General features: G+C 63.1%; 22 protein-coding genes. 8 read left to right on the top strand and 14 right to left on the bottom strand.

Annotated features, from left to right (window positions below; translation table 11 throughout):
* Position 1: 1 nt before the first annotated feature.
* Positions 2-325 carry a TfoX/Sxy family protein gene (locus tag LB564_RS00675; protein ID WP_140706761.1) on the bottom strand — a complete coding sequence of 108 codons (324 nt, stop codon included), beginning with the start codon at positions 323-325 and terminating at the stop codon, positions 2-4.
* 91 nt (positions 326-416) lie between these two features.
* On the opposite strand from LB564_RS00675, the gene LB564_RS00670 reads away from it, so the two are divergent.
* Positions 417-914: a GFA family protein gene (locus LB564_RS00670; protein ID WP_224534361.1), complete on the top strand. Its 498-nt coding sequence runs from the start codon at positions 417-419 to the stop codon at positions 912-914.
* Positions 915-1,052: 138 nt separating this feature from the next.
* On the opposite strand, the gene sufA is transcribed toward LB564_RS00670, so the two are convergent.
* The 5 genes from sufA to sufD form a co-directional block, all read right to left on the bottom strand.
* Positions 1,053-1,433, bottom strand: a complete 381-nt coding sequence (gene sufA / locus LB564_RS00665; protein WP_013532156.1) for a Fe-S cluster assembly scaffold SufA — start codon at positions 1,431-1,433, stop codon at positions 1,053-1,055.
* A 101-nt stretch (positions 1,434-1,534) separates the two neighbouring features.
* On the bottom strand, positions 1,535-1,921 hold the full coding sequence (locus LB564_RS00660) for an SUF system Fe-S cluster assembly protein (protein WP_224534360.1): 387 nt from the start codon (positions 1,919-1,921) through the stop codon (positions 1,535-1,537).
* 5 nt (positions 1,922-1,926) lie between these two features.
* Entirely contained in the window at positions 1,927-3,159 is a 1,233-nt protein-coding gene (locus tag LB564_RS00655) for a cysteine desulfurase (RefSeq protein WP_224534358.1), read from the bottom strand.
* A complete protein-coding gene (locus tag LB564_RS00650) occupies positions 3,147-3,401 on the bottom strand; it encodes a hypothetical protein (protein ID WP_224534356.1) in 255 nt (84 codons plus the stop codon). The genes LB564_RS00655 and LB564_RS00650 overlap by 13 nt, the downstream gene beginning before the upstream one ends.
* Positions 3,376-4,368 (bottom strand): Fe-S cluster assembly protein SufD, encoded by a 993-nt coding sequence (gene sufD, locus LB564_RS00645; protein ID WP_224534355.1) that lies wholly within the window; start codon positions 4,366-4,368, stop codon positions 3,376-3,378. The genes LB564_RS00650 and sufD overlap by 26 nt, the downstream gene beginning before the upstream one ends.
* Between sufD and LB564_RS31695 the strand changes: the two genes are divergently transcribed.
* Positions 4,283-4,474: a PEP-CTERM sorting domain-containing protein gene (locus tag LB564_RS31695; protein WP_224534353.1), complete on the top strand. Its 192-nt coding sequence runs from the start codon at positions 4,283-4,285 to the stop codon at positions 4,472-4,474. The two genes, sufD and LB564_RS31695, sit on opposite strands and share 86 nt — an antisense overlap.
* 195 nt (positions 4,475-4,669) lie before the next feature.
* Here LB564_RS31695 and sufC read toward each other — a convergent pair whose 3' ends face one another.
* The 3 genes from sufC to LB564_RS00625 form a co-directional block, all read right to left on the bottom strand.
* Positions 4,670-5,425 (bottom strand): Fe-S cluster assembly ATPase SufC, encoded by a 756-nt coding sequence (gene sufC, locus LB564_RS00635; protein ID WP_015318168.1) that lies wholly within the window; start codon positions 5,423-5,425, stop codon positions 4,670-4,672.
* 28 nt (positions 5,426-5,453) lie between these two features.
* Positions 5,454-6,971 (bottom strand): Fe-S cluster assembly protein SufB, encoded by a 1,518-nt coding sequence (gene sufB, locus LB564_RS00630; RefSeq protein WP_224534351.1) that lies wholly within the window; start codon positions 6,969-6,971, stop codon positions 5,454-5,456.
* Between the two features lie 184 nt (positions 6,972-7,155).
* Positions 7,156-8,319: a cysteine desulfurase family protein gene (locus tag LB564_RS00625; RefSeq protein ID WP_224534349.1), complete on the bottom strand. Its 1,164-nt coding sequence runs from the start codon at positions 8,317-8,319 to the stop codon at positions 7,156-7,158.
* 257 nt (positions 8,320-8,576) lie between these two features.
* Between LB564_RS00625 and LB564_RS00620 the strand changes: the two genes are divergently transcribed.
* Positions 8,577-9,251, top strand: coding sequence for an alpha/beta hydrolase (locus LB564_RS00620; protein ID WP_027042409.1), 675 nt, complete (start codon positions 8,577-8,579; stop codon positions 9,249-9,251).
* A 71-nt stretch (positions 9,252-9,322) separates the two neighbouring features.
* On the opposite strand, the gene LB564_RS00615 is transcribed toward LB564_RS00620, so the two are convergent.
* Together LB564_RS00615 and LB564_RS00610 are read right to left on the bottom strand one after the other, a co-directional pair.
* A complete protein-coding gene (locus tag LB564_RS00615; RefSeq protein ID WP_224534347.1) occupies positions 9,323-10,063 on the bottom strand; it encodes a phosphatase PAP2 family protein in 741 nt (246 codons plus the stop codon).
* 112 nt (positions 10,064-10,175) lie between these two features.
* A complete protein-coding gene (locus LB564_RS00610; RefSeq protein ID WP_224535376.1) occupies positions 10,176-11,819 on the bottom strand; it encodes an ArnT family glycosyltransferase in 1,644 nt (547 codons plus the stop codon).
* A gap of 298 nt (positions 11,820-12,117) precedes the next feature.
* Here LB564_RS00610 and tyrS point away from each other — a divergent pair, with 298 nt between their 5' ends.
* On the top strand, positions 12,118-13,371 hold the full coding sequence (tyrS, locus tag LB564_RS00605) for a tyrosine--tRNA ligase (protein ID WP_224534345.1): 1,254 nt from the start codon (positions 12,118-12,120) through the stop codon (positions 13,369-13,371).
* A gap of 6 nt (positions 13,372-13,377) precedes the next feature.
* Here tyrS and LB564_RS00600 read toward each other — a convergent pair whose 3' ends face one another.
* Positions 13,378-16,758, bottom strand: a complete 3,381-nt coding sequence (locus tag LB564_RS00600) for a DUF3971 domain-containing protein (protein ID WP_224534343.1) — start codon at positions 16,756-16,758, stop codon at positions 13,378-13,380.
* A 95-nt stretch (positions 16,759-16,853) separates the two neighbouring features.
* Between LB564_RS00600 and LB564_RS00595 the strand changes: the two genes are divergently transcribed.
* The gene (locus LB564_RS00595; RefSeq protein ID WP_224534342.1) at positions 16,854-17,321 is read left to right on the top strand and encodes a peroxiredoxin; all 468 of its coding nucleotides are present in this window, start codon (positions 16,854-16,856) and stop codon (positions 17,319-17,321) included.
* Positions 17,322-17,357: 36 nt separating this feature from the next.
* Here the strand turns inward: LB564_RS00595 and LB564_RS00590 are convergent, their stop codons facing one another.
* Complete coding sequence (locus LB564_RS00590; RefSeq protein WP_224534341.1) at positions 17,358-18,497, bottom strand: GNAT family N-acetyltransferase; 1,140 nt, start codon at positions 18,495-18,497, stop codon at positions 17,358-17,360.
* Positions 18,494-19,504: a sterol desaturase family protein gene (locus LB564_RS00585; protein ID WP_224534340.1), complete on the bottom strand. Its 1,011-nt coding sequence runs from the start codon at positions 19,502-19,504 to the stop codon at positions 18,494-18,496. The genes LB564_RS00590 and LB564_RS00585 overlap by 4 nt, the downstream gene beginning before the upstream one ends.
* 301 nt (positions 19,505-19,805) lie before the next feature.
* On the opposite strand from LB564_RS00585, the gene LB564_RS00580 reads away from it, so the two are divergent.
* The 3 genes from LB564_RS00580 to LB564_RS00570 all read left to right on the top strand — a co-directional run bounded on the left by LB564_RS00580 (position 19,806) and on the right by LB564_RS00570 (position 23,306).
* Entirely contained in the window at positions 19,806-21,107 is a 1,302-nt protein-coding gene (locus LB564_RS00580) for a M23 family metallopeptidase (RefSeq protein WP_224534339.1), read from the top strand.
* 271 nt (positions 21,108-21,378) lie between these two features.
* Entirely contained in the window at positions 21,379-22,545 is a 1,167-nt protein-coding gene (locus LB564_RS00575; RefSeq protein WP_224534338.1) for an ROK family transcriptional regulator, read from the top strand.
* On the top strand, positions 22,542-23,306 hold the full coding sequence (locus LB564_RS00570; RefSeq protein ID WP_224534337.1) for an ATP-binding cassette domain-containing protein: 765 nt from the start codon (positions 22,542-22,544) through the stop codon (positions 23,304-23,306). Before LB564_RS00575 ends, LB564_RS00570 begins: the two co-directional genes overlap by 4 nt.
* Positions 23,307-23,334 lie beyond the last annotated feature (28 nt).

The raw sequence follows: 23,334 nt of genomic DNA, 5'->3' as shown, positions 1-23,334 counted from the left end.
GCTACTTCCCAGCCCTTCGACCTGCCTCATAAGCCCGTCGCGCCCACACCGTCATCTCGTCAGGGTCGTCAAAGGCACTGTCGGGAATGCTCCAGTAGGGCATGGCGACCAGCTTGCCGTGGCGCGTGCCGGTGTATGTCCATTGCCGGCAGCCGGCGGCTTCGAAGTCCGGCACGCTTTGCTCGTCCGCCTTCAGCAGCAATTCGCCGCGCAGCACGATGGCGACGATGACGCCGTCGAAATAGATGCCCTTGCCGCCGAAGAGTTTGCGGATCGAGACCGGGCCGAGGCCCTCGAACAGTTCTGCGATGCGTTCATTGTCCATGCCGCGATCATGTCACCGCTCTGCGGACTTGTCATCGCCGCAACCAAAGCGTTGCTGACAGGTTGAGAGAAAAACATCGGAGTTTCCCGCCATGCCTGTCCTGCTCAAAGGCTCCTGCCGCTGCAACGCCGTGCGCTTCGAGATGGAAAGCCACACACCGGTGCCGTTCATGCTGTGCTACTGCTCGATCTGCCGCAAGCAGCAAGGCGGCGGCGGTTTCGCCATCAATCTCGGTGCCGACTATGACACGCTGAACATCAGGGGCAAGAGAAGCCTTGGCGTCTACCGGGCCGAGATCGAGGACGACGAGCATCCCCATTGCGAGGTCTCGACCGGCGAGCGCAATTTCTGCAAGAAATGCGGATCGGCACTCTGGCTCTACGACCCGACCTGGCCGGACCTGGTGCACCCCTTCGCCTCGGCGATCGACAGCGACCTGCCGAAACCGCCCGAAAAGGTGCATCTGATGCTGAAATACAAGGCGAACTGGGTCGAGCCCGAGATCGGCAAGGGCGACAAGACGTTCGACGTCTATCCCGAGGAATCGATCGCCGACTGGCATAAACGGACTGGCATGTGGGTGGATTAGGATTCTTTTCCCCGTCCCTATACGGGGAGAAGATGCCGGCAGGCAGATGGGCGGCGCGAACTCTTGAGAGGCTGGCGCTGCCCCTCATCCGTCACTTCGTGACACCTTCTCCCCGTATAGTGACGGGGAGAAGGAAAGCTAGGCAGACGCCCGAGCCTCCGCCAGCGCCTTGAGATCTGCGGGCTTCAGCTCGACCGATTCGCCGCAGCCGCAGGCCGAACTCTGGTTCGGGTTGTGGAAGGTGAAGCCGGTGCGCAGCGTCGTCTGCTCGAAATCCATCTCGGTGCCGAACAGGAAAAGGGCGGCTTCCGGCGCCACATAGACATGGGCGCCATCGCGCTCGATATGGTCGTCCTTGGTGTTGGGCTCGGTCACCAGGTCGACCGTATATTCCATGCCGGCGCAGCCGCCCTTCTTGATGCCAAGGCGGATGCCATGCGCGTTGTCGCGCGTGGCGACGATCTCGCGCACCCGGTCGGCGGCCTTTTCGGTCATCGTGATGACGGCAAAGCGTCCCATGTTCTTCCATCTCCATTCCATGCGGGTTCAAGGCCCGCCGAATGATTCCTCACCTAAAATGGTGAAGTTTTACCCCTGGCGCAAGTGTGCCAGGCTTGGCGCTAGTACCAACCCACCGCGACCTGCGCCTCTTCCGACATGCGGTCGGGCGTCCAGGGCGGATCGAACGTCATGTTGACCTCGACGCCGGAAACACCTTCGACGGCGCCGACGGCGTTCTCGACCCAGCCGGGCATTTCGCCGGCCACCGGGCAGCCGGGCGCGGTCAGCGTCATGTCGATCTTGACCGAGCGGTCGTCCTCGATGTCGATCTTGTAGACAAGGCCGAGTTCATAGATGTCGGCCGGAATTTCCGGGTCGTAGACGGTCTTCAGCGCCGAGACGATGTCGTCGGTCAGCCGCGCCAGCTCGTCGGCGGGGATCGTCGAGGCGGAAACCACGCTGTTGGCGGCCGATACGGTCTCTGCGGTGGTGCTCACATCATCCATGGTCGTCACCCGAAAAACTTGCGCGCTTTTTCCAGCGCCTCGGCCAAAGCGTCGACTTCGGCCCTGGTATTATACATGCCGAACGATGCCCTGCATGTGGAGGTTACGCCAAAGCGTTTCAACAGCGGCTGGGCGCAATGGGTGCCGGCACGGACCGCGACACCCTGCCTGTCTATCACCATCGACACGTCATGGGCATGAATTCCCTGCAGTTCGAAGGAGATGATGGCGCCCTTGCCCGGCGCATCGCCGAAGATGCGCAGCGAGTTGATGGCGCGCAGGCGTTCGTGAGCATAGGTCTTGAGGTCTTCTTCGTGAGCCGCGATGCGCTCACGGCCGATGGAATCCATGTAGTCGAGCGCCGCACCCAGCCCGATTGCCTGGACGATCGGCGGCGTGCCGGCCTCGAAACGGTGCGGCGGGTCGTTGTAAGTGACGATGTCTTCCGTCACCTCCTCGATCATCTCGCCGCCGCCCATGAAGGGCCGCATGCCCGCCAGACTATCCTTCTTGCCGTAGAGCACGCCGATGCCCGAGGGTCCGTAGACCTTGTGGCCGGTGAAGACGAAGAAATCGCAATCGAGATCTTGCACGTCGATCGGCATATGCACGGCGCTCTGGCTGCCGTCGACGAGTACGGGGATGCCCCGCGCATGCGCGATCCGGACGATCTCCTTGATCGGCGTCACCGTGCCCAGCGCATTCGACATCTGCGTGATGGCGACCAGCTTGGTGCGGTCGGTCAGGCGCTTCTCGAACTCCTCGATGTGGAACACGCCGAGATCGTCGACCGGCACCCAGACCAGTTTTGCACCCTGCCGTTCGCGGATGAAATGCCACGGCACGATGTTGGAGTGGTGCTCCATGATCGACAGCACGATCTCGTCGCCCTCGCCGATATTGGGCATGCCATAACCGTAAGCAACGGTGTTGATCGCCGAGGTCGTGTTCGAGGTGAAGACGATGTTGTCGGTGCTTGGCGCGTTGAGGAAACGGCGCACCGTCTCACGCGCCTTTTCATAGGCGTCGGTGGCGGCATTGGAGAGGAAATGCAGGCCGCGATGGACGTTGGCGTATTCCTGGGAATAGGCATGCTGGATGGTGTCGAGCACCACCCGCGGCTTCTGTGCCGAGGCGCCGTTGTCGAGGTAGACCAGCGGCTTGCCATAGACTTCGCGCGACAGGATCGGGAAATCGCGGCGGATCGCTTCGACATCGTAAGTTTTCATTGAAACCATCCCATCCAAAGAGGGAAGGCGATGAATTTGTGTAGAACGTACCAAATCGCTACCAGCCCTATGAATGCGAGCATGCCAACAAATGCTCGAACGGCTTTCCCCTCATTCGCAGTTTGCCCCCAATTGTAGGCCGCAAATCCGGCAATGAAGGGTGTGGTAATTGTTAGCCAATTCAGGCTTTCAATAAGACCACCAATAATCGGCCAATCCAACGCACTACCCATGTGCCACAAACCAGTCATCAAGCCGCGCTTCCAGCGCCTCGACGATCGCTTCGTCGTCCAGTTCCTCGATCACTTCCGCCACGAACGCCTTCACGAGCAACCCGCGCGCGCTCTTTTCGTCGACGCCGCGCGCCATCAGGTAGAACAGATGGTCGTGGTCGATCTCGGTGACCGTGGCGCCGTGGCCGCAGACGACGTCGTCGGCGAAGATTTCGAGTTCCGGCTTGGTCGAGAACTCGCCGTCGTCCGACAAAAGCAGCGTGTTGCAGGCCATCTTGGCGTTGGTCTTCTGCGCGTATTGGTGAACGTTGATGCGCCCCTGGAACACGCCGCGCGCCTTGCCCGTCACCACATTGCGGATGACCTCGGTCGAAGTCGTGTGCGGCACGGCGTGGTCGAGCACCATGGTGACGTCGGTATGGGTGTCGCCGGCCAGGAGGTTGATGCCGCGCAGCTTGAAGTCGGCGCCCTCGCCCGTCGTCCTGACCATGATCTCCTGGCGCACGAGCTTGCCGCCGGCGTTCATGACGAACAGCGTCAGCTTCGCGTTCTTGCCGATATGGGCCTTGAACTGCGCCAGATGCGTTGCCGTCTCGGGCTGTTCCTGGACGATCAGCCAGGTCACCTCGGCGCCTTCGCCGAGCACGAGCTGGCTGACCGAGCTGGTCAGCGCCGCGCCGTCACCGGCCTGACGCTCGACGATGACCGCCTTGGCGCCGGCGCCGACGCGCACCGGCAGGCGCACATGGGTCTGGCCGCCGGCCTGCACGTTCTGCAGCTCGACCGGCTTTTCCAGCTCCGTCCCATCGGCGATGTCGATGAAGTAGCCATCGGCGACAAAGGCCGTGTTCAGCGCACCGATGGCGTCGTCGCTGCCATAGGGGTCGAGCCCCGGCGCGATGCTGCCGTCGGTCAGCTTTTCCGACAGACGCTGGACGCTGAAGCCTTCGACAGTTGGCGCCTTGGCGTTCGATACGCCGTTCAACAGGGACAAAACCGTCGAGCCGTCGACGATTGGCGCGATGGCTTTCGCTGCGGCGGCCGGATCGAAGTCCGGCACCGCATTCAAGAGACGGCGCAGGTCGGTGTAGTGCCAGGACTCGATGCGCCGCGTCGGCAGGCCGTGCTTGATCGCCTCGATGGCGTCGTCACGCTTCAGCATCACCGCGCCATCGCCCGGCAGCAGCGACAGCCGGTCGCCGAACGCGTCGATCAACGCTGTTTCGGCCGGTGTCCTCTGGGGCTGAGTGTGCATATTCATCAGTCTGACCTTGCCCTCTGGCATCTCACGCGGCTTCGCCGATCACGCCGGCATAGCCATTGGCTTCCAGATCGAGCGCCAGCGACTTGTCGCCCGACTTGATGACCTGGCCCTTGTAGAGCACGTGCACGCTGTCGGGCACGATGTGCTCGAGCAGGCGCTGGTAATGGGTGATGACCAGGAATGCCCGGTCCGGCGCGCGCAGTGCGTTGACGCCGTCCGAGACGATCTTCAGCGCATCGATGTCGAGGCCGGAATCGGTCTCGTCGAGCACGCAGAGTTTCGGCTCCAGGAGCTTCATCTGCAGGATCTCGGCGCGCTTCTTCTCGCCGCCGGAGAAGCCGACATTGAGCGGCCGCTTCAGCATCGCCATGTCCATGCTGAGCGAGGCGGCTGCTTCCTTCACGCGCTTCAAAAATTCGGGGATTTTCAGCGGCTCCTCGCCGCGCGCCTTGCGCTGCTCGTTCATGGCGACCTTCAGGAATTCCATGGTCGCCACGCCCGGTATCTCCATCGGATACTGGAAGGCGAGGAAGATGCCTGACGTGGCGCGTTCGGCTGGATCCATTTCGAGAATCGACTGGCCGTTGTAGAGGATGTCGCCTTCGGTCACCTCGTAATCCTCGCGGCCGGCGAGGATGTAGGACAGCGTCGACTTGCCCGACCCGTTCGGGCCCATGATGGCGGCGACCTCGCCGGCTTTCACCGTCAGGTTCAAGCCGCGGATGATTTCGGTGCCGTCATCGACGATGCGGGCATGCAGGTTCTTGATCTCAAGCATTCTTTTGTTTCCTGAAATATCTGTCGGGTCAGCCGACCGAGCCCTCGAGCGAAATCCCGATCAGCTTCTGCGCCTCGACCGCAAACTCCATCGGCAGTTGCTGGATGACGTCCTTGACGAAGCCGTTGACGATAAGCGCAATGGCCTCCTCCTCGGGGATGCCACGCTGCATGACGTAGAATTTCTGGTCCTCGGAAATCTTCGAGGTCGTCGCTTCGTGCTCGAACTGTGCCGTCGAATTCTTGGCTTCCATGTAGGGCACGGTGTGCGCGCCGCACTGGTCGCCGATCAGCAGACTATCGCAATTGGTGAAGTTGCGGGCGTTGGTCGCCTTGCGGTGCGCCGAGACCTGGCCGCGATAGGTGTTCTGCGAGAAGCCGGCGGCGATGCCCTTGGAGATGATGCGGCTCGAGGTGTTCTTGCCGAGATGGATCATCTTGGTGCCGCTGTCGACCTGCTGATAGCCGTTCGACACGGCAATCGAATAGAACTCGCCTTGGGAATCGTCGCCGCGCAGGATGCAGCTCGGATATTTCCAGGTGATGGCGGAGCCGGTCTCGACCTGCGTCCACGAAATCTTCGAACGGTCGCCACGGCAGTCGCCGCGCTTGGTGACGAAGTTGTAGATGCCGCCCTTGCCCTCGGCGTCGCCGGGGTACCAGTTCTGGACAGTCGAATATTTGATCTCGGCATCGTCGAGCGCCACCAGTTCGACCACCGCGGCATGGAGCTGGTTCTCGTCGCGCTGCGGCGCCGTGCAACCTTCGAGATAGGAGACGTACGCCCCTTCCTCGGCGATGATCAGCGTGCGCTCGAACTGGCCGGTGTTCTTCTCGTTCATGCGGAAATAGGTCGACAGCTCCATCGGGCAGCGCACGCCCTTGGGCACGAAGACGAAGGAACCATCGGTGAACACGGCCGAATTCAGCGTGGCGTAGAAATTGTCCGAGGTCGGCACGACCGAACCAAGATATTTCCGCACCAGTTCCGGATGCTCGCGGATCGCTTCCGAGATCGAGCAGAAGATCACGCCGGCCTGCGCCAGTTCCTTCTTGAAGGTCGTGACGACAGAGACGGAATCGAACACCGCGTCGACGGCGACGCGGCCTGATTTGTAGACGTTGTCGCTGGCTTCCTCGAACTCCGAGGCGTCGGTCTTCTGCACGCCGGCGAGGATCTCCTGCTCCTTCAACGGAATGCCGAGCTTCTCGTAGACCTTCAAGATCTCGGGATCGACGTCGCTGAGCGAAGTCGGTCCGGGCGTGCTCTTGGGCGCCGCGTAATAGTAAATGTCCTGGAAATCGATATTGGGATAGTTGACGCGCGCCCAGGTCGGTTCTTCCAGCGTCAGCCAGCGACGATAGGCTTCCAGGCGCCATTCCAGCATCCAGGACGGTTCGTCCTTCTTGGCCGAAATGAAACGGATGATGTCTTCGCTCAAGCCTTTGGGAGCCTTGTCGACGGCGATCTCGGTCTGGAATCCGTATTTGTATTGGTCGACGTCGATCTTTCGGACCCGATCGATCGTGTCCTGCACAGCAGGCATATGCGTTCTCCATCCACGCCGGGGTCAAGGCCCGACAGTTTTCAAACTATGGCACCGCCAAATGAAACGCCGAAGACGCTCGCGGCAGCGTAAGTTCCATATAGTGCGCCTCGACCGGAAATTCACCCGGCCAGCATGAAACGCACGGCTCTACCAGGCCGAGAGGCCCAAAATCGTCCAACCGCTAGGCGGCTCTCTCCTTGTCCGCCCGGCGAGCGGCTAGCCCAGCAAGCGCGGCGCGGAACAGTTCGATGTCCTCGACACCCGTCGCCGCACCGATCGAGACGCGCAAGGCGCCAAGACTGTCGCCATGGCCCATGGCCTTCAGCACATGGCTCGGACCGACTTTGCCCGACGAACAGGCCGAGCCAGCCGACAGCGCCACGCCGGCAAGATCGAAGGCGATCTGGGCTGTTTCGGCCTTGATGCCGGGAATAGCGAAGAATGTCGTGTTGGCAAGCCTCGGCGCGCCGGTTCCGAAGATTTCTATGTCCGGCGCCAGCGTTTTGAGAATGGTTTCGACCTCGTCGCGACGCCGACGCACGGCATCGACGGTCTGCAATCCGGCGAGAGCCAGCCTGGCCGCGGCGCCAAATCCGGCAATGCCGGGCAGGTTTTCGGTGCCGCCGCGATGGCCCTTTTCCTGGCCACCGCCATTGATCAGCGGCTTCGGCATCATCAGATCCGAGGCGGCGACGATGGCGCCGACACCCTTGGGGCCGCCGAGCTTGTGCGACGACAGAATCAAATAGTCGGCGTAACCCGCTGACATGTCGATGGAAAGTCGGCCTGCCGCCTGCACCGCGTCAACAACGAGGACGCCGCCCGCCGCCTTGACGGTTTCGGTAATGCGGCCGATGGGCTGGATCACGCCGGTTTCGTTGTTGGCGGCATGGATCGCCACAAGCGGCAAGCCGTCAGCCTTGTCGTGACCGGCAAGCGCCGCCGTCAAGGCATCGAGCCTAACAATGCCATCAGCGTCGACACCGATCCGCGTCACCTGGCTCGCCGGGAAGCGTCCGCCATTCAGCAGGCACGGATGGTCGGCCTCGCAGACGTAGAGCCGGCTCATGCGAATGGCGCCGCGCCCCATCCGCCAGTCCGGCGTCAGCAGCGTCGCGGCGGCTTCCGTTGCGCCCGAGGTGAAGACGACATGTTCCGGCTTGCCGTTGATCAGTGCGGCCACATCGCGCCTGGCGGTTTCGACCACGCGGCGAGCGGCGCGTCCCTCGGCATGGACCGACGACGGGTTGGCTGCCACATCGAGCGCCGCGACCATGGCCTCGCGCGCCGCTGGAAGCAGCGGCGCACTGGCGTTATAGTCGAGATAGGCGCGTGTCGCGGCCATTTTCGTCCAGTTCGTCCCGTCAGTAGCCATTCCGCCGACGTATGGCGTTATTTCCTTGAAATTCCAAGGCAAGCCGTCCTATTTACGCGGCTTGCGGCGAGGGCGACCGGGCGATTGCGTTTCGGCCACCCAGTTTTGAATAATTCTAAACTAGTTTCTATGAAGGCGCTCGCCCTGCGTCAAGGTCTGTGGAAGCGGGCGCCGTAGGAAGAGCGTTCCGGGCGCCGCGCGCTCGTTTTACCCAAGTGGAGTATTTCATGCCTGAGGTCATTTTCACCGGTCCGGCCGGTCGCCTGGAGGGACGCTACCAGCCCTCGAAGGAAAAGAGCGCGCCGATTGCCATCGTGTTGCATCCGCACCCGCAGTTCGGCGGCACGATGAACAACAAGATCGTCTACGACCTCTTCTACATGTTCCAGAAGCGCGATTTCACCACGCTGCGTTTCAATTTCCGCGGCATCGGCCGCAGCCAGGGCGAATTCGACCACGGCACGGGCGAATTGTCGGACGCGGCGGCCGCGCTCGACTGGGTGCAGTCGCTGCACCCGGATTCGAAGAGCTGCTGGGTCGCCGGCTATTCTTTCGGTTCGTGGATCGGCATGCAGCTCCTGATGCGCCGGCCCGAGATCGAAGGCTTCATCTCGATCGCGCCGCAGCCCAACACCTATGATTTCTCGTTCCTGGCGCCCTGCCCGTCCTCGGGCCTGATCATCCATGGCGATGCCGACAAGGTGGCCCCGCCGAAGGATGTGCAAGGCCTGGTCGACAAGCTGCACACGCAAAAGGGCATCACTATCACGCAGAAGACCTTGCCCGGCGCCAACCATTTCTTCGCCAACGACGCGGATCTGTTGATCGAGGAATGCGCCGACTATCTCGATCGCCGGCTGGCCGGTGAATTGTCCGATCCGCGGCCGAAGCGGTTGCGCTAAACCGCCAAGCAAAACGTACGGGCGGGCGGGCAACGTCCCCCGCTCGATATTTGACGATGATCCGGCCCGATCTATTTTTCGGGGGCAATCAAGCGGAACGATGGCTTGCGGACCGGCAATCCCGACGGTGCCGGCCGGAAGATGAAGCCCAGCCGGGCAAAGACCAATCCGCAGGCCAGCGCGAAGGCGCAGCCGAGGCCGAAGCCGGCAACGGTATCGCTGGGATAGTGCGCGCCGACGAATATCCTGGTCGAGGCGATGCAGGCCGTGAGCACCAGGGCGATGTACCAGCGGCGCGGAAACAGGAGCAGAAGCACGCCGAACACGGCGCCCATCGTCGTGGCATGGCCGGAGGGAAAGCCCGCAAAGCGCGCATCGAAGGCAAAGGGGTGCAGTGCAAGGACGCCGAAATCCTGGAAATAGAGCGGGCGGGCCCTGCCAATGGCATATTTCAGGACATTGACAGCGAGACCGGAGAGGCCAACGGCGCTCAGCACCAGAAAGGCCAGACAGGTCCAGCTGTAGACCAGCATCAGCGCGCGCCGCGAAAGGCTTCGCCAATCCGTCAGATTGGCCGCGACAAGCAGAAGCGCGGACGGGATGAGATACCAGCCGCCCAGTCCGAACTGCGTGAAGAACTCGGCGAGCCTGCCCACGGCAGGCGACCATCGTTCATGCGCCATGCCCGCCGGCGTATCCAGCCGAACAAAGGCCGCGGCCGTCAGAAAGACCCAGACCAGCCCCCACGCCCACCATGAGATGTTGGGATAGCGAGCGGGACGAACGGCGAGGCGCCGTCTCGCGATCTGCATCGTGTCGCGAAAATTATCGAGTGATCGGCGTCCTATTCCGAGGAGCGAGCTGGACACCGGAGGGCGCGATTTCACGAGCATTGGAAACTGGACTCTGTCATCGACCCAGCCGTCATTGGGCCACACGATAAAGGCCGAGCGACAGTTTGTCTCCCGACGAATAGTTGAGGCCATCGATTTCGGCGAGACGGTTCACCGATTTTCCTTTCACCGACAGCATGCCATTCAGCTTCTGCTCATCCCCGATCGGCGCCAGCCCCAGTGCACAGGCAGGATCGGCGAGCAGGTGCTCCGCCACGCCTCCGATATCGGTCAGCACCGTTTTCGTGCCGACCAGAAACACCAGGCTCGGCTCCTGATACCGCGCCGAGGCCAGCACCGTTGTGTCGCATGCCTGGTTGGCAAGCACGGCTTGCTTGATCGCCGGGCTCAACCACATGGGCTTCAGCGACGGTGCGATGATACCGAACAGCAAGGCATAGGTGATGCCCGCGCAGGCGGCGGTGGCTCCGATGCGAGGCAGCGGCACCTGCAACTGACGCGAGAAGGCCAGATAGCCGGCGCCCAGCGCCGACGCCGCCGCCGGGATGCTCCACCACGAGAAGCTGTGGGTAAGGTAGATCGGTGCCCCGATGCAGACCGCCGCCAGGCCGAGGCTGACCACCACCAGACCGAAAGCGGTCGACCACCACAACCATTGCTGCCAGCGCTTGAGCGGCGCATTGGCGTCCTGCGGCTGCAGGGTCAACAGCCAGCCGATCAGCAGCGCCATGCCGGGATAGGCCGGCAAGACGTAATGCGGCAGCTTGGTCGGGATAAGTTCGAACACGAGCCAGAAGGGAATGTACCATGCCAGGCAAAAGCGCAGCCTGAAATCGTCGCGCACCCGATTGAGGGCCTGCAGGCCGGCGCCGACCGCGATCAGGCCGAACGGCCACATGAACAGCGAATAGGTCAGCATGTAGAAACCCGGTGGCAGGCCGTGCGATTCCTCGCCCGACGCGACCTTGTTCAGCATATCCTTGCCGACGGCTTCCTGAAAAAAGGCGCCGCCGCTCTTCCAGCCGATAAAAGCGACCCAGGGCAGCACGATGAGCAAGACGAGCGCGATGCCGCGCACCAGCTTCAGCTTCAAAAGCCAGCGCCAGTCGCGTTCGAAAGCAAACAGCGCGGCCGCCGTCAGCAGCGACAGCAGCGGGGCCACGGGTCCCTTGATAAGGATCCCGACGCCTTGCGCCAACCAGAATATCCACGGCAGATGGCCCGCCACCGGCTCGTTGCGACGCGCCGCCAGATAGATTTGCGCCAGCGCGCCCTGCGCGGCCACGCAGCAAGCCAGAAGCATGGCGTCGGTCTTGGCGTCGCGCCCCTCGAAGGCGGTGGCGAAGATCGCCGCCATCATCAGGCCGGCGGCAAGGCCGGCATTGGCACCGAAAAGTTTCGTGCCCGTCCAGGCGATGCCCAGAACAGCGAGGGCGATTCCGAGCATCGAGACAAGGCGATACACCCAGATCGGCGCGGCAGCCCCCTCGCCGCTCAATGCGACAGCGGCCGATTGCAGCCAGTAGATGCCGATCGGCTTCTTGTAGCGCGAGACGTCCTGGAAGCGAATGTCGATATAATCGCCAGTTTCGACCATCTGCTTGGTCGCCTGGACAAAACGGGACTCGTCGCGATCGATCGGCGGAAGGCTCGCCAAGCCGCTGAAACTCATCAGCAAGCTGAACAGAAAGAGGAAGACGTAGTTTCTGTTCATCGCGGGAGCTTTCCGGATCTGATCTGCGGGACGGCCCCGTCGCGGCGTGCGGGCGCTGCCCTTGCGCGGCGCCTCATTACGCCAGCGGCATGAATGAGGCAAGAACTGGCCCGACGCTCGCGAGAGGCGCGCGATCCGACGCAAAACCGGAATCCACTTTTGCTGATCGCGAACTCCTGGTTGGCGCGCGATCCGGCGCAAAACCGGAATCCACTTTTGCTGATCGCGCTTGGGTGCTAAACGCGCGCGTTCACATATGCCCGCGCCGGACCGGGCGTACGCTTTCGGGAAACAAAAAATGCCTGCCTTCAAATCCGACTTCCTGCGCACGATGAGCGAGCGCGGCTTCATCCACCAGACCTCGGATGATGTCGGCCTCGATCAAATCTTCGCCAAGGAGACGGTGACGGCCTATATCGGCTTCGACGCAACCGCCAAGAGCCTGCATGCCGGATCGCTGATCCAGATCATGATGCTGCACTGGCTGCAGCAGACCGGCCACCGGCCAATCGCGCTGATGGGCGGCGGCACGTCGATGATCGGCGATCCCTCGTTCAAGGACGAGGCCCGCAAGCTGCTGACGCCCGCGGATATCGACGATAATCTCGCCGGTATCCGCCGCAACTTCATGCCCTACCTGAAATTCGGCAGCGGTCCGAACGACGCGGTCATGGTCAACAATGCCGACTGGCTGATGGAGATCAACTACGTCAATTTCCTGCGCGATGTCGGCCGGCACTTTTCCGTCAACCGCATGCTTGCGTTCGATTCCGTCAAGCTGCGGCTCGATCGCGAGCAATCGCTGTCGTTCCTCGAATTCAACTACATGATCCTGCAGGCCTATGATTTCGTCGAACTCTACAAGCGGCTCGGCTGCCGCCTGCAGATGGGCGGCTCCGACCAGTGGGGCAACATCATCAACGGCATCGATCTCGGCCGCCGCATGGAGGATGCGCAACTTTATGCGCTGACCACGCCGTTGCTCACCACCTCGTCCGGCGCCAAGATGGGCAAGTCGGCCTCGGGCGCGGTCTGGCTCGATGCGCAGATGCTGAGCCCTTACGAGTTCTGGCAATATTGGCGCAACACCGAGGATGCCGATGTCGGCCGGTTCCTGAAACTCTACACCACGCTGCCGCTAGACGAGGTGGCGCGGCTCGAGCGGCTGGGCGGCTCCGAGATCAACGAAGCCAAGAAGATCCTCGCCACCGAGATCACGGCCCATCTGCATGGCCGCGCGGCCGCCGAACAGGCCAGCGAGACGGCGCGCAAGACCTTCGAGGAAGGCGCGCTCGCCGACACGCTGCCGACCGTCGAGATAGAAGCGGCAAAGCTGGAAGCCGGCGTCGGCATCCTGTCGCTGCTGGTCACGGCTGAGCTGGCGTCGTCCAATGGCGAGGCACGGCGGCACATCCAGGGCGGCGCCGTACGCCTCAACGACCAGCCGGTAAGCGACGACCGTCGGCTGGTCACGGTTCAGGATTTGAGTCCGGAAAACGTCGTAAAGCTTTCATTGGGCAGGAAAAAGCACATCCTGGTGCGGCCGGCCTGAGGACCCTCACCGGTACTCGAAGATCGACCTGAATATCCCCGGCGCGATCACCGACAGCGGATTGACGTCCAGCACCGGCTTGTTGGCATTGCCCCTGAGCCGGTAGGTGACGCCGATCAGGCCGCGGTCGCGACCGTTGCCGAGAAGCGCGCCGACGATGGGCAATTCGCCAAAGATGCGGTTGAGGCCGTAGACCGGCATGAAGGTGCCGGTCATGTCCATATTGTTGTTCTGGTCGTAGAGAATGCCCTGGAAGGTCGTGCCGATGCGCGGACCGCGCAGCACGCCGTTGGTCAGCTTCAGGTAGCCGCTGCCCTTGTCGATTTCGGCGTAGCCGCGCTCGAACTTGACCCGCGACGTGTCGAGCTTGCCCTTCACCGCCTGATTGAGGCTGCGGCTGTCGCCGGCCGGCGTGGTCGAGACGATGGAGGCGAGCTTGGGTTCGTCGACGATGAAGAAATTGCTGGTATCGACCTTGCCCTTCATCGGCCCGTCGCTGGCCCCCGACAGGGCCAGGGTGATCGCGCCGCCTTCCATGTGCTCGTAGACGTTCAGGAACCTCAATATGGCGCCGGCGTCCGCCGACCGCACATTGAGCGAACGCCTGCCGTCGCCGGTGGTGTTGCTGATGGCGATGGCGGCGCCGGAACTCGCCGTCGCGCTGACCTTGAGCCCGTTCACGCGCGAACCGGCGGCACTGTAGTCGAGCTTCAGGTTGGACAGCTGCTCATCGTGGAAGCCGGTCAGCTGATCGACGTCGGCGCTGACCGAAATATTGTCCGTTCCCGTCGTCTTGGTCGCGGTGTCCACATCGGACGTGAACTGCTTGATGAGCGAACGAGCGTCGAGCGCTTTGCCATTGATGTCGACCGCGAAGCCCTTGCCCGATCGCTTGACCGACACCGACACATCGTCGCCCCGGTTCAAGGTGACCTTGCCGAATTTGGCCGAGGACAGGGCGCCGTTGACCAGCACGATGCCGCCGTCGATGGAGAATGTCTTGCCGTCGAGCTCGAAGTCGGACAGCGTCGTGGTATCGCCGGACTTCGTCATGACGAAGGTGGCGCTGGCGGGGACCCCCGCCCCCTTGCTCCAGCCGGCCCAGGGAATGTTCAGCCTGGCATTGGTCAGGTCGACCGAAACGTTCTGGTTGCCGCTGCCGCTCTTGTCGATCGCGACCTTCACCGTTCCGCCAAGCAGCGGCGTCAGGCCAGGCATGGCGGCGGCGCGGATCTTGTCGTCGAGCACCAGGGCCACCTTGCGGCTGCGCGCCGGCCCGTCATCCCTGAGCGGCTCGACGAGATCGAGTTCGGCCGGAATGCCGTTGAGCGATGCCTTGGCTGAAATGACCGCCTTTTCCGGGTCGACCGTTATCGAACCATCGGCACCGGTCACGGCCTGTCCCTCGAACGGCTTGGCCAGGGACAGGCCGGTATAGTCGAGCGACACAAGCCAATCGAGCTTCGCGGTGTCGACACCCGACTGCAGCGGAATGTCCGCCCTGACATGGCCGGTGACGCTGCCGGACAGGTCCTCCGGCAGGATGCCGACATGGCGCATGGCGTTGATCGGTTCGTAGGAGGCAAGTTCGGCGACAGCCGGCGCCTCCCCCTCGACATCGATGTCGAGCGCGCCGATGACCGGCGGACGGTTGGCGGCCTTGACCGTCAGCGTCCCGTTGCTGGCCGCCACCGTGCGGCCACTGGGCATGAAGACGGTGCCCGACGACAACGAAACGTCGACATCGTTGCCGTGGAACGCGACGACGCCCACCGCGTCGCGGATCGGCGGAATGCGGCCGGCCGTGTCGAAACGCGCCCCGTCTATCTGGAAGCGGCCGAAGACCTCCTCGGCCGAAAGCGGTACGCCATTGCCGAGGCGGTCCGGCACCACCTGGAACTGGAGACTGGCGTCGACCACGCGGCCCCCGAACAGATTGTTCAGCACCCAGAGCCGCGCATTGCGCGCCGAAAACCACGGCCACAGCTGTTTGACGTGCGAGACAGGCATGTCATGGACGTTGAGCGCCACATTGATCCCGGGGGCCTTGCCGTCGACGAATTCCACGGTTGCGGTGCCAAGCACCTCGCTGGAAGCGGAGGAGCGAACCGCGATCTGCTCGGCCACCAGTTTATGGCTCTTGGTCTGATAGACGCCGGCGACGCGCGAGAGGAAGGTCAGCGCGGGTTCCGGCGATTCCGACGGTGCCAGGGTCGAGCCGTCGCTGGTCAGGTCATAGCGGTAGGCAGGCTCCTCGCCAGCGGCGCCGGTCGAGGGCTTGGGCCCGACGGAGCCGGCAAAATCGAAAGTCGAGCGGCCGGTCTTGAGCAGCAACCTGTCCACCTGGATCTTGTTGGAGCCGTAGACAAGCGTCGCATTGACATCGGCATCCGCCGGCAGCAGGCCGCGCGTGCCAAGATCCAGCACCGATCCGGTCGACGAAAGGGCGGCCGCCAAGCGTGACGCGGTGGCACCTGAGCCTTCCGCTCCTGTCACCTTCAACGCGACGGCCCCAAGCTTGCCGGAGCCGGCAGCGGTAGCGCCGGCATCCGCCAGATTGATGCTGGCATCCAGGGCAGTCACCCGATGCGCGGCGATATCGCGGGTGGCCGAGGCTGCAACGGTAACCGTCCTGCCGTCGACATCGGCATCAGCGGTAAACGCCATGCCGCCCGGTCCCGACTGAACGAGGGTGGCGTCGGCGATCTTGACCAGTTTGATCGATCCGGCGTCGGGGAGCACGAACTCGACATTGCTGAGATCGATCCGGCGCATCGAATCCTCGCGCACGGCGTCGAGCACGTGATGGATGTTGCCGAACACCGCGTCCAACAGTTTTTCCGGATCGACAAGGCCGTCCTCATTGCGCAGCGCCGCGGTCCAGTCGCCGCCGGAAGGCATCGCCGCCATGACGATGCGGGCATCGGATATCCTGGCGCTGGTCAGCCGCACCTCACCCCACAGAAGCGGCACCAGGCGCACGCCGAAGCGCACACGCCCCGCATCGGCCATTGGTTTGCCGTCCGATGTCTTCAGGCTGACATCGCTGACCTGCAGGGCAACGAAGCTCGAACTGTCGAGCGTGATGCGGGCGGGCCCGACGGCCACTTTGACGTCGACGCCCGCAAGCCTCTCGATAGCGCTCTCGGCCTCGACGCGCAGCCTGTCCGAGCCTATGCCGGAAAGGCCGATGAGATAGACCGCCATCGCGGCCAGCAGCATGAAAGCGACCAGGCCGGCAAACACGCGCGAAAGCATTCGAAAGCCGCGGCCGATGGCAGCCTGACCGAGGGGCGGGACACGGCACGCGGACGGCAAGGTCCCCAGGTCGGTGATCTCGTCCCGCCTGAACCTGATCTTCTCGTGCTGCGGTTGCTCCTGATCCACGCAATCTTCCGTTGTCCGAATTCGCTCGTGGACGAATCCCCGCTCGACACTATATCGCTGTGGCTTCGCGCGTAACCTCAAACAAGGGCATCGATATGGCTGACCTCGACGTGGGCGATCTTGCGCCGCAATTCGACCTGCCGCGGGACGGCGGTGGATCGCTCAGCCTGGCCGCATCCGCCGGCAAGCCGGTGGTGCTCTATTTCTATCCGCAGGACGACACGACAAGCTGCACGCAAGAGGCGATCAGCTTCTCACGGCTGAGGCCGGAATTCGAGAAGGCCGGCGCCGTCGTCATCGGCCTGTCGCCCGACAGCGCCAAGAAGCACGACAAGTTCAAGTCGAAATACGATCTCACCATCGATCTCGCCGCCGACGAGGAGCGCAAGGTGATCGAAGCCTATCATCTATGGGTCGAGAAATCGATGTATGGCCGCAAATACATGGGCGTCGAGCGCGCGACGTTCCTGATCGGCCGTGACGGACGGATCGCCAGGATTTGGCGCAAGGTCCGGGTCAAGGGCCATGCCGAGGCCGTGCTGGAAGCTGTTCGCGCGCTGTGAGCGGCAGAGCCCACGAGGGCAAACGCGATCGTGGCGTTATTCGTCGTGCGGCGCGTCGGCTTTCGGCTGCCGCCGCGTCCTCCAGGACTTCGAAACATGGCTCGCTTGATCGGCCAGCGCGGCGAGATGACCGCGCAGGCCGCGCGCACCCATCATCGACGACAGCGCGACTGATTGCGTGGCGAAGCGGCGCTTGAAATCCTCGCCGCCGCAGAGAAAATCAATCGTGGCAAGGCCACGGTCGAGCGACCACTGGATATAATCCATCATCAGCACCATACCCGGCGAGCCGCGCTCATATTCGGGATCATAGGTGGTGACGAAGGCCATCATCGTGCCGTGCTGCTCGAAATTGATCGAGACGGCGATGATCGTGTCGTCAAGCTCCAGCACGAAGATGCGCAACAGCCCGAGGTCGGCCAGCACGGAAATAAGCGCGGCGAGAACCGGCGAGCCCTCATCGAACAGATCCGAGGCGCGACCATGCCGAACGAGCCAGAGCCGCTTCAGCGTCGCGACCCGCTCGAGCACCGGCTCGCGCGGCTCATCCGCATCCAGGAGGCGGAAACGCAACGCGCCGCTCTCTTCCATGAACTTGCGGCCGCGACGATAGTTCTGCCTGCCCTTTTTCGACAGCGTCTCGAACCATTCCGCCCCACTCTGCCAGGGACCCGTGACGCGATAGCTGATTTCACCACGGTGATTGGGCCGAAGCGCTTTGCCTTGGGCCGGGCGCAGCAGGGCATGGACACCGGCATCCGGCAGCAGGCGGTTGAGGTAGATCAGGTCGAAGCCGCCCTGATCAAAAACATACTGCCAAAGGCGGGAGATGGCCTGTGGGTCGCTGTCGGGTGCAACCAGCGCGTCGCCATAGTCGCTATGGTCCTTCGCAGCCCATTCGAGCATGCGGATGCCGGAGCGCCTGAAGGTGGCGAGCGCTATCACGCCGTCGAGCCGGTCGCCGTTCCAGGCGAGCCCAATCCTGAGCGCGCGCCGCTCCTGATGCGGGGTCGTGCGCCACCAGGCCGCGATCCAGTCCGGGTGCTGGAAGACAAGCCCACCAGCCCGCTGCCAGAGTTCGCTCCAGGCCGGTGCGATCTCGGCCAGGCGCTCGGCCGACGTCACGACCTCGAAGCTGCGTGTTCGCGGTACGGCAAGCACAAAGGGGGCATTCATGGCCGTGTCCCTTCCGACGATTGCGAGGTCCGTGGTTTTGCCGGGCGCAGTCGCCGGGCCCTGAAACGCTTGGCAATATGCCCCCACATCCGCTTCAGCGGCATGACATAGAGGCCTGCGAGCGACTGGTAGTCGCGCACATCGCGGTCGACCAGTCCGAACTTGAAGTCCTCGTCGGGCCTCGGCACGCACAATGTTCCAAAGAGCCGATCCCAGAAGGAAAAGAGCAGCCCGAAATTCTTGTCGTAGTGACGCGGATCGGTGCTGTGATGCAGTTGGTGCCAATGAGGACACAGGATCAAATTGTTGAGCGGGCCGAACGAGATCTTGAAATGCGTGTGCCTGACGAAATCCATCATCAGAATGTTGCGCATGACATAGACGTTGACGCCAAAGACGGTCAGCTCGACAAGGTTCAGCGAAACCAGCGACCAGATGCCGAAACAGAACCCCACGATGAGGCCGTCCCAGGCTCTATTCATCAACTCGTCGAGCGGATGGACGCGGTCCTTGGTGATCCCGACCATCACCTCGGCCGAATGATGCACCTTGTGCAGTTCCCAAAGCAGCGGATAGCGATGCTGGGCGACGTGATAGAGATAGTAGGAAATGTCGTAGGCGAGCAGCATGGTGATGGTAAAGATGAGCACCGTCACTGGCCCTGCCGGCCCCTCGATCAGCGGCGGCTGGAACTGGAATAGCGTCGAAAACAGACAGTTGGTCCCGTAGCCGACCGCGGTGACGAAGACAATTCCCGCCGGCAGCATCAGGAAGGGCATCAGGGCCTTCTTCGTCACCCAGAACAAAAGGTCGGCCTTCGCCGAGGGATGGGTGATGACCTCATGGGGAATGGCGAACTCGAAAAATTCCTTCCAGCTCTTCTCCTCGACCGTGCGCCAATAGGCCACGAGCGCGCTGACAAGAGCGGTCAGCAGCAAGAGCCCGGTCGCCAGCAGACTGGTGCCCGAAATCTTGTCGAGGATCTTGCCAACCAGGTCGTCCAGCATTCCTACCGCCACGGTGTATCCGAAGTACCAGCAGGCCTTTACTCGAAAAGAGTCAATTAAATGCAATCGAATACAGTTAAGAAACCTGACCTTGCTCAGCGCGTGACTGGCCGCCGTCGGCGGAACATGGGTGCTCCTCACCAACGATTTCGCGACGTGGTGGCCGGCCCCCGGTGATTTCATGCAACCCATTGCCCGCGACGCGTGCATTCGGCGCCGCGCCGGCGGCACGACAAGTCTTTGTTAACCCTAATAATGTGTAATCAGGCTGTCGTGGTGTCGTAAACGAAAGCTTGGTCCCGTGAACGCAACCGGTCAGTCCGCAGTCTTTGGCAGGCGCAAGGAACCGCACACCGTCATCATCGCGCGGGGCGACGAGATCAGGCATTTCACGATCCGGCCCTGGCTCGCGGCATTCATCGGCTCGGCCCTCGCCGCCATTGCCATCGGCTACCTCCTGGCCACATCCTATCTCGTGCTGCGCGACGATCTGATCGGCGCCACCACCGCGCGCCAGGCGCGCATGCAGCAGGCTTATGAGGACCGCATCTCGGCGCTTCGCGCGCAGGTCGACCGCATCACCAGCAGGCAGCTGCTCGACCAACAATTGATGGAAACCAAGGTCAGCGAACTGCTCGCGCGACAGACACAGCTCAGCCAGCGCCACGGCCGCCTCGGCCCGCTGCTCGAACGCGCTGAAAACGACGTCGGAACGGTGCCTGCCGAAGATCCGGCCGCCGCCAAGCCGGACAAGCGCGCCGAGGTGACAGGCAGCATCAACGTGCCAGCGCAGAGCTACGCCGTTGCCAGCCTGAGCGCCGACCTTGGCACGGCCGACACCCGGCCCTTCTCCTTGTGGTCGACCCGTACCGATCCACTGCCCAGCGATACCGCCGCCGATCGTGCCGACAGGCTGTTCGTCTCGATCAACCAGTCGCTTAAATCCATCGAGAATGACCAGCTCAGCCGCATCAGCACGCTCGCGGACAATGCCTATAAGAGCGCCGATGCCATTCAGCAGGCGCTGCAGGCGGCCGGACTGCCGGTCGACAGCGATTTCGGCAAGAACGAAAGCGATGTCGGCGGACCGCTGATCCCGCTCGACTCCTCGATGATCTTCGACAGCAAGGTCAAAGAGTTGGACGAGGCGCTGGATACGCTCGATCAGCTGAAGAAGGAAGCGCGCCGGCTGCCGCTTGCCAATCCCGCCCCCGGCCACTCCGTCACCAGCCCGTTCGGCGTGCGCACCGATCCCATCCTGGGCACGGCCGCGCTGCATTCGGGAATGGATTTCAGGGCACCGATCGGCATGGCGGCGCGGGTGACAGCGCCCGGCGTCGTCACCAAGGCCGGCTGGAACGGCGGCTATGGCCGCATGGTCGAGATCGACCATGGCAATGGTTTTGCCACGCGCTACGGACATCTCAGCGAGATCGACGTCACGGTGGGCGAAAAAGTCGACGCCGGCGCCATCATCGGCAAGACCGGCAGCAGCGGACGCTCGACCGGCCCGCATCTGCACTATGAAGTGCGGCACAATGGCGAGGCGATCGATCCGCTGCGCTTCCTGACCGTCGGCAGGAAAGTCGCGCAGTATCTCTAGCAGCCGCTTGCCGGCGGCTGAATCCGGCGCCACCGGCCGAGCGACGCCTTCTCCCTCGCCAGGCAGTCTCCCGCGCCCCATTAAACCGCTGGTGGTCATCCGCCATTGTAACGGCAGGGCGCAAACCGTCGCTGCTTAGTCTCATCCCTGATCCACCGAAGGTAAGACGCCCCGGGATCGGCGGCTCTGTCCAGGTTCCGGATTATTTTTGAATTCCATTTGACTGAATAAATATTTGATGCGAACCTTGCGTCAACCGGGGGCGCAAGGCATGGCATTGCGGGGGACCAATCAGGAATTCGGGCGGCCGTACAATCGGCGCATCGTGCTGGAGTCCATCCGCCTGCATGGCCCGATCGCCCGCGGCGAGATCGCCGACCGCGTCGGGCTGACCGTCCAGACCGTGTCGACCATCGTGCGCGAACTGGAGGAACAGGGCTACATCCTGTCCGTGCGCGAAGAGCCGAAGGGACGCGGCCTGCCACCGGCGACGCTGCGTATCAACCCGGAAGGCGGCTATGCCGTCGGCATCCACCTGACACCGCTTGGAGTAGACGCCGCGCTGATCAATCTCAGCGGCGACGTCGTCGAGAGTTCACACCGCGAAGCGCCCAACGCGACGCCCGACCATGCGTTCGAACAGATTGGCGCCATGGTCCGCGACCTGACGGGCAAGCGGCCAGGCGGCCGCGTCATCGGCGTCGGCATGGCGCTTCCCGGCCCGTTCGACGTCGATTCCATGAGCTTTGTCGGCCCGACCACGATGACCGGCTGGAAGCATGTGCCGCTGCGTGAGCGGCTGACGGCCGCGACGGGATTGCCGGCGTTTTTCGAGAGCGACATGGCCGCCGCCGCGATGGGCGAACGGCTCTATGGCATCGGTGCCCGCCATTCCGACTATTACTACCTCTATTTCGGCGTTGGGCTCGGCGGCGCCATGATGCATGACGGCAGCGTTATGCGCGGCGCCTGGGGCAATGCCGGCGAGATCGGCCACATTCCCATGGTCCCTGACGGCGAGCTTTGCCCCTGCGGCAATCGCGGCTGCCTCGAGCGCTATTTGTCGCTCGAAGCACGGGGCCGCCGGGCCGGTAGCGACGCCGATTGGGTGGCGCGGGTCGGCCCGATCTTCCGCAACGCGATCGCCATCATCGAAAACCTATTCGACCCGGAGACGGTCGTGCTCGGCGGCTTGGCGGCATCGGAATTGCTCGAACGCCTGGCGGACGCGGCCGAACCGCTGCACAATTCGGTTTCGGCCCGCGCCGACCGCAAGACGCCGCGCGTCATCGTCGCCAGCGGCGGCCAGCACGCCGTGCTGCGGGGTGCCGCCGCACTCGCCGTCTCAGGGGTGTTGTCGCCGCGCTTCGGCCAGATGTTCACCGCCGAGCGCGAGCGCGGCCGCGATCCCCTGGCGGCCAGGGAGATTGCCGCATGAGTGAACCGCTGCTGGTGCTCGACAACGTCACCAAGAACTATGGCGCGATCGAAGCGCTGAAGGGCATCAGCTTTTCCATCGGCAAGGGCGAAGTGGTGGCGCTGCTCGGCGACAATGGGGCCGGCAAGTCGACCCTTGTCAAGATCATTGCCGGCGGATTGGAACCGACCTCCGGCCGCATGCTGTTCGAAGGCAAGGAGTTTCTGGCGCGGTCGCCGGCGGAGGCCAAGGCCGCGGGGATCGAAACCGTCTACCAGGACCTGTCGCTCTGCACCAATGTCGACGTGGTCGCCAATTTCTTCATGGGCCGCGAGATCACCAGGAAGGTGCTTGGCATTCCGGTGCTCGACGAACGCGCGATGGAGGCCGTCGTCGGCAAGGCCCTGGCCAGCGCCGGCACCCGCATTCCGTCATTGCGCACCAATGTCGAGCATCTCTCGGGCGGCCAGCGGCAGGCCATCGAGCTCAACCGCTTCGTGCACTGGGGCGGCAAGCTGGTGCTGCTCGACGAACCGTTCGCCGCGCTTGGCGTCGAACAGACGCGGCGCGGCCTCGACATGATCCGCCAGGTGGCGAGCCAGGGCATCGGCGTCGTCATCATCACCCATATCATGCAGCAGGCTTTTCAGGTCGCCGACCGGATCGTGGTTATCCGGCAAGGTGTCGTGGCGGGCGACGTCGCCCGCAACAAGACAAGTCCCGATGCGGTGATCAACATGATTACCGGGGAGACGCTTGCCGGTGCCGGACCGGCGAGCTGAGGGACAAAGAGGGGTCCGGCTTAACAGG

It is taken from the genome of Mesorhizobium sp. ES1-6, from assembly GCF_020164775.1.
Lineage (GTDB): Bacteria > Pseudomonadota > Alphaproteobacteria > Rhizobiales > Rhizobiaceae > Mesorhizobium.
Note: the sequence above shows the minus strand (reverse complement) of the source record. Positions and strands in the feature narration are given on the sequence as shown.

Excerpts from the sequence above, each read along its gene's own strand:
- LB564_RS00670 (WP_224534361.1), top strand. The coding sequence starts at position 417 with ATGCCTGTCCTGCTCAAAGGCTCCTGCCGCTGCAACGCCGTGCGCTTC.
- LB564_RS00675 (WP_140706761.1), bottom strand. The coding sequence starts at position 325 with ATGGACAATGAACGCATCGCAGAACTGTTCGAGGGCCTCGGCCCGGTC.
- LB564_RS00620 (WP_027042409.1), top strand. The coding sequence starts at position 8,577 with ATGCCTGAGGTCATTTTCACCGGTCCGGCCGGTCGCCTGGAGGGACGC.
- LB564_RS00660 (WP_224534360.1), bottom strand. The coding sequence starts at position 1,921 with ATGGATGATGTGAGCACCACCGCAGAGACCGTATCGGCCGCCAACAGC.
- LB564_RS00655 (WP_224534358.1), bottom strand. The coding sequence starts at position 3,159 with ATGGTTTCAATGAAAACTTACGATGTCGAAGCGATCCGCCGCGATTTC.
- LB564_RS00650 (WP_224534356.1), bottom strand. The coding sequence starts at position 3,401 with ATGACTGGTTTGTGGCACATGGGTAGTGCGTTGGATTGGCCGATTATT.
- LB564_RS00595 (WP_224534342.1), top strand. The coding sequence starts at position 16,854 with ATGGCTGACCTCGACGTGGGCGATCTTGCGCCGCAATTCGACCTGCCG.
- LB564_RS00575 (WP_224534338.1), top strand. The coding sequence starts at position 21,379 with ATGGCATTGCGGGGGACCAATCAGGAATTCGGGCGGCCGTACAATCGG.
- tyrS (WP_224534345.1), top strand. The coding sequence starts at position 12,118 with ATGCCTGCCTTCAAATCCGACTTCCTGCGCACGATGAGCGAGCGCGGC.
- sufA (WP_013532156.1), bottom strand. The coding sequence starts at position 1,433 with ATGGGACGCTTTGCCGTCATCACGATGACCGAAAAGGCCGCCGACCGG.
- sufB (WP_224534351.1), bottom strand. The coding sequence starts at position 6,971 with ATGCCTGCTGTGCAGGACACGATCGATCGGGTCCGAAAGATCGACGTC.
- LB564_RS00570 (WP_224534337.1), top strand. The coding sequence starts at position 22,542 with ATGAGTGAACCGCTGCTGGTGCTCGACAACGTCACCAAGAACTATGGC.
- LB564_RS00590 (WP_224534341.1), bottom strand. The coding sequence starts at position 18,497 with ATGAATGCCCCCTTTGTGCTTGCCGTACCGCGAACACGCAGCTTCGAG.
- LB564_RS00625 (WP_224534349.1), bottom strand. The coding sequence starts at position 8,319 with ATGGCCGCGACACGCGCCTATCTCGACTATAACGCCAGTGCGCCGCTG.
- LB564_RS00615 (WP_224534347.1), bottom strand. The coding sequence starts at position 10,063 with ATGCAGATCGCGAGACGGCGCCTCGCCGTTCGTCCCGCTCGCTATCCC.
- sufC (WP_015318168.1), bottom strand. The coding sequence starts at position 5,425 with ATGCTTGAGATCAAGAACCTGCATGCCCGCATCGTCGATGACGGCACC.
- LB564_RS00610 (WP_224535376.1), bottom strand. The coding sequence starts at position 11,819 with ATGAACAGAAACTACGTCTTCCTCTTTCTGTTCAGCTTGCTGATGAGT.
- LB564_RS31695 (WP_224534353.1), top strand. The coding sequence starts at position 4,283 with ATGCTGCCGTCGGTCAGCTTTTCCGACAGACGCTGGACGCTGAAGCCT.
- LB564_RS00585 (WP_224534340.1), bottom strand. The coding sequence starts at position 19,504 with ATGCTGGACGACCTGGTTGGCAAGATCCTCGACAAGATTTCGGGCACC.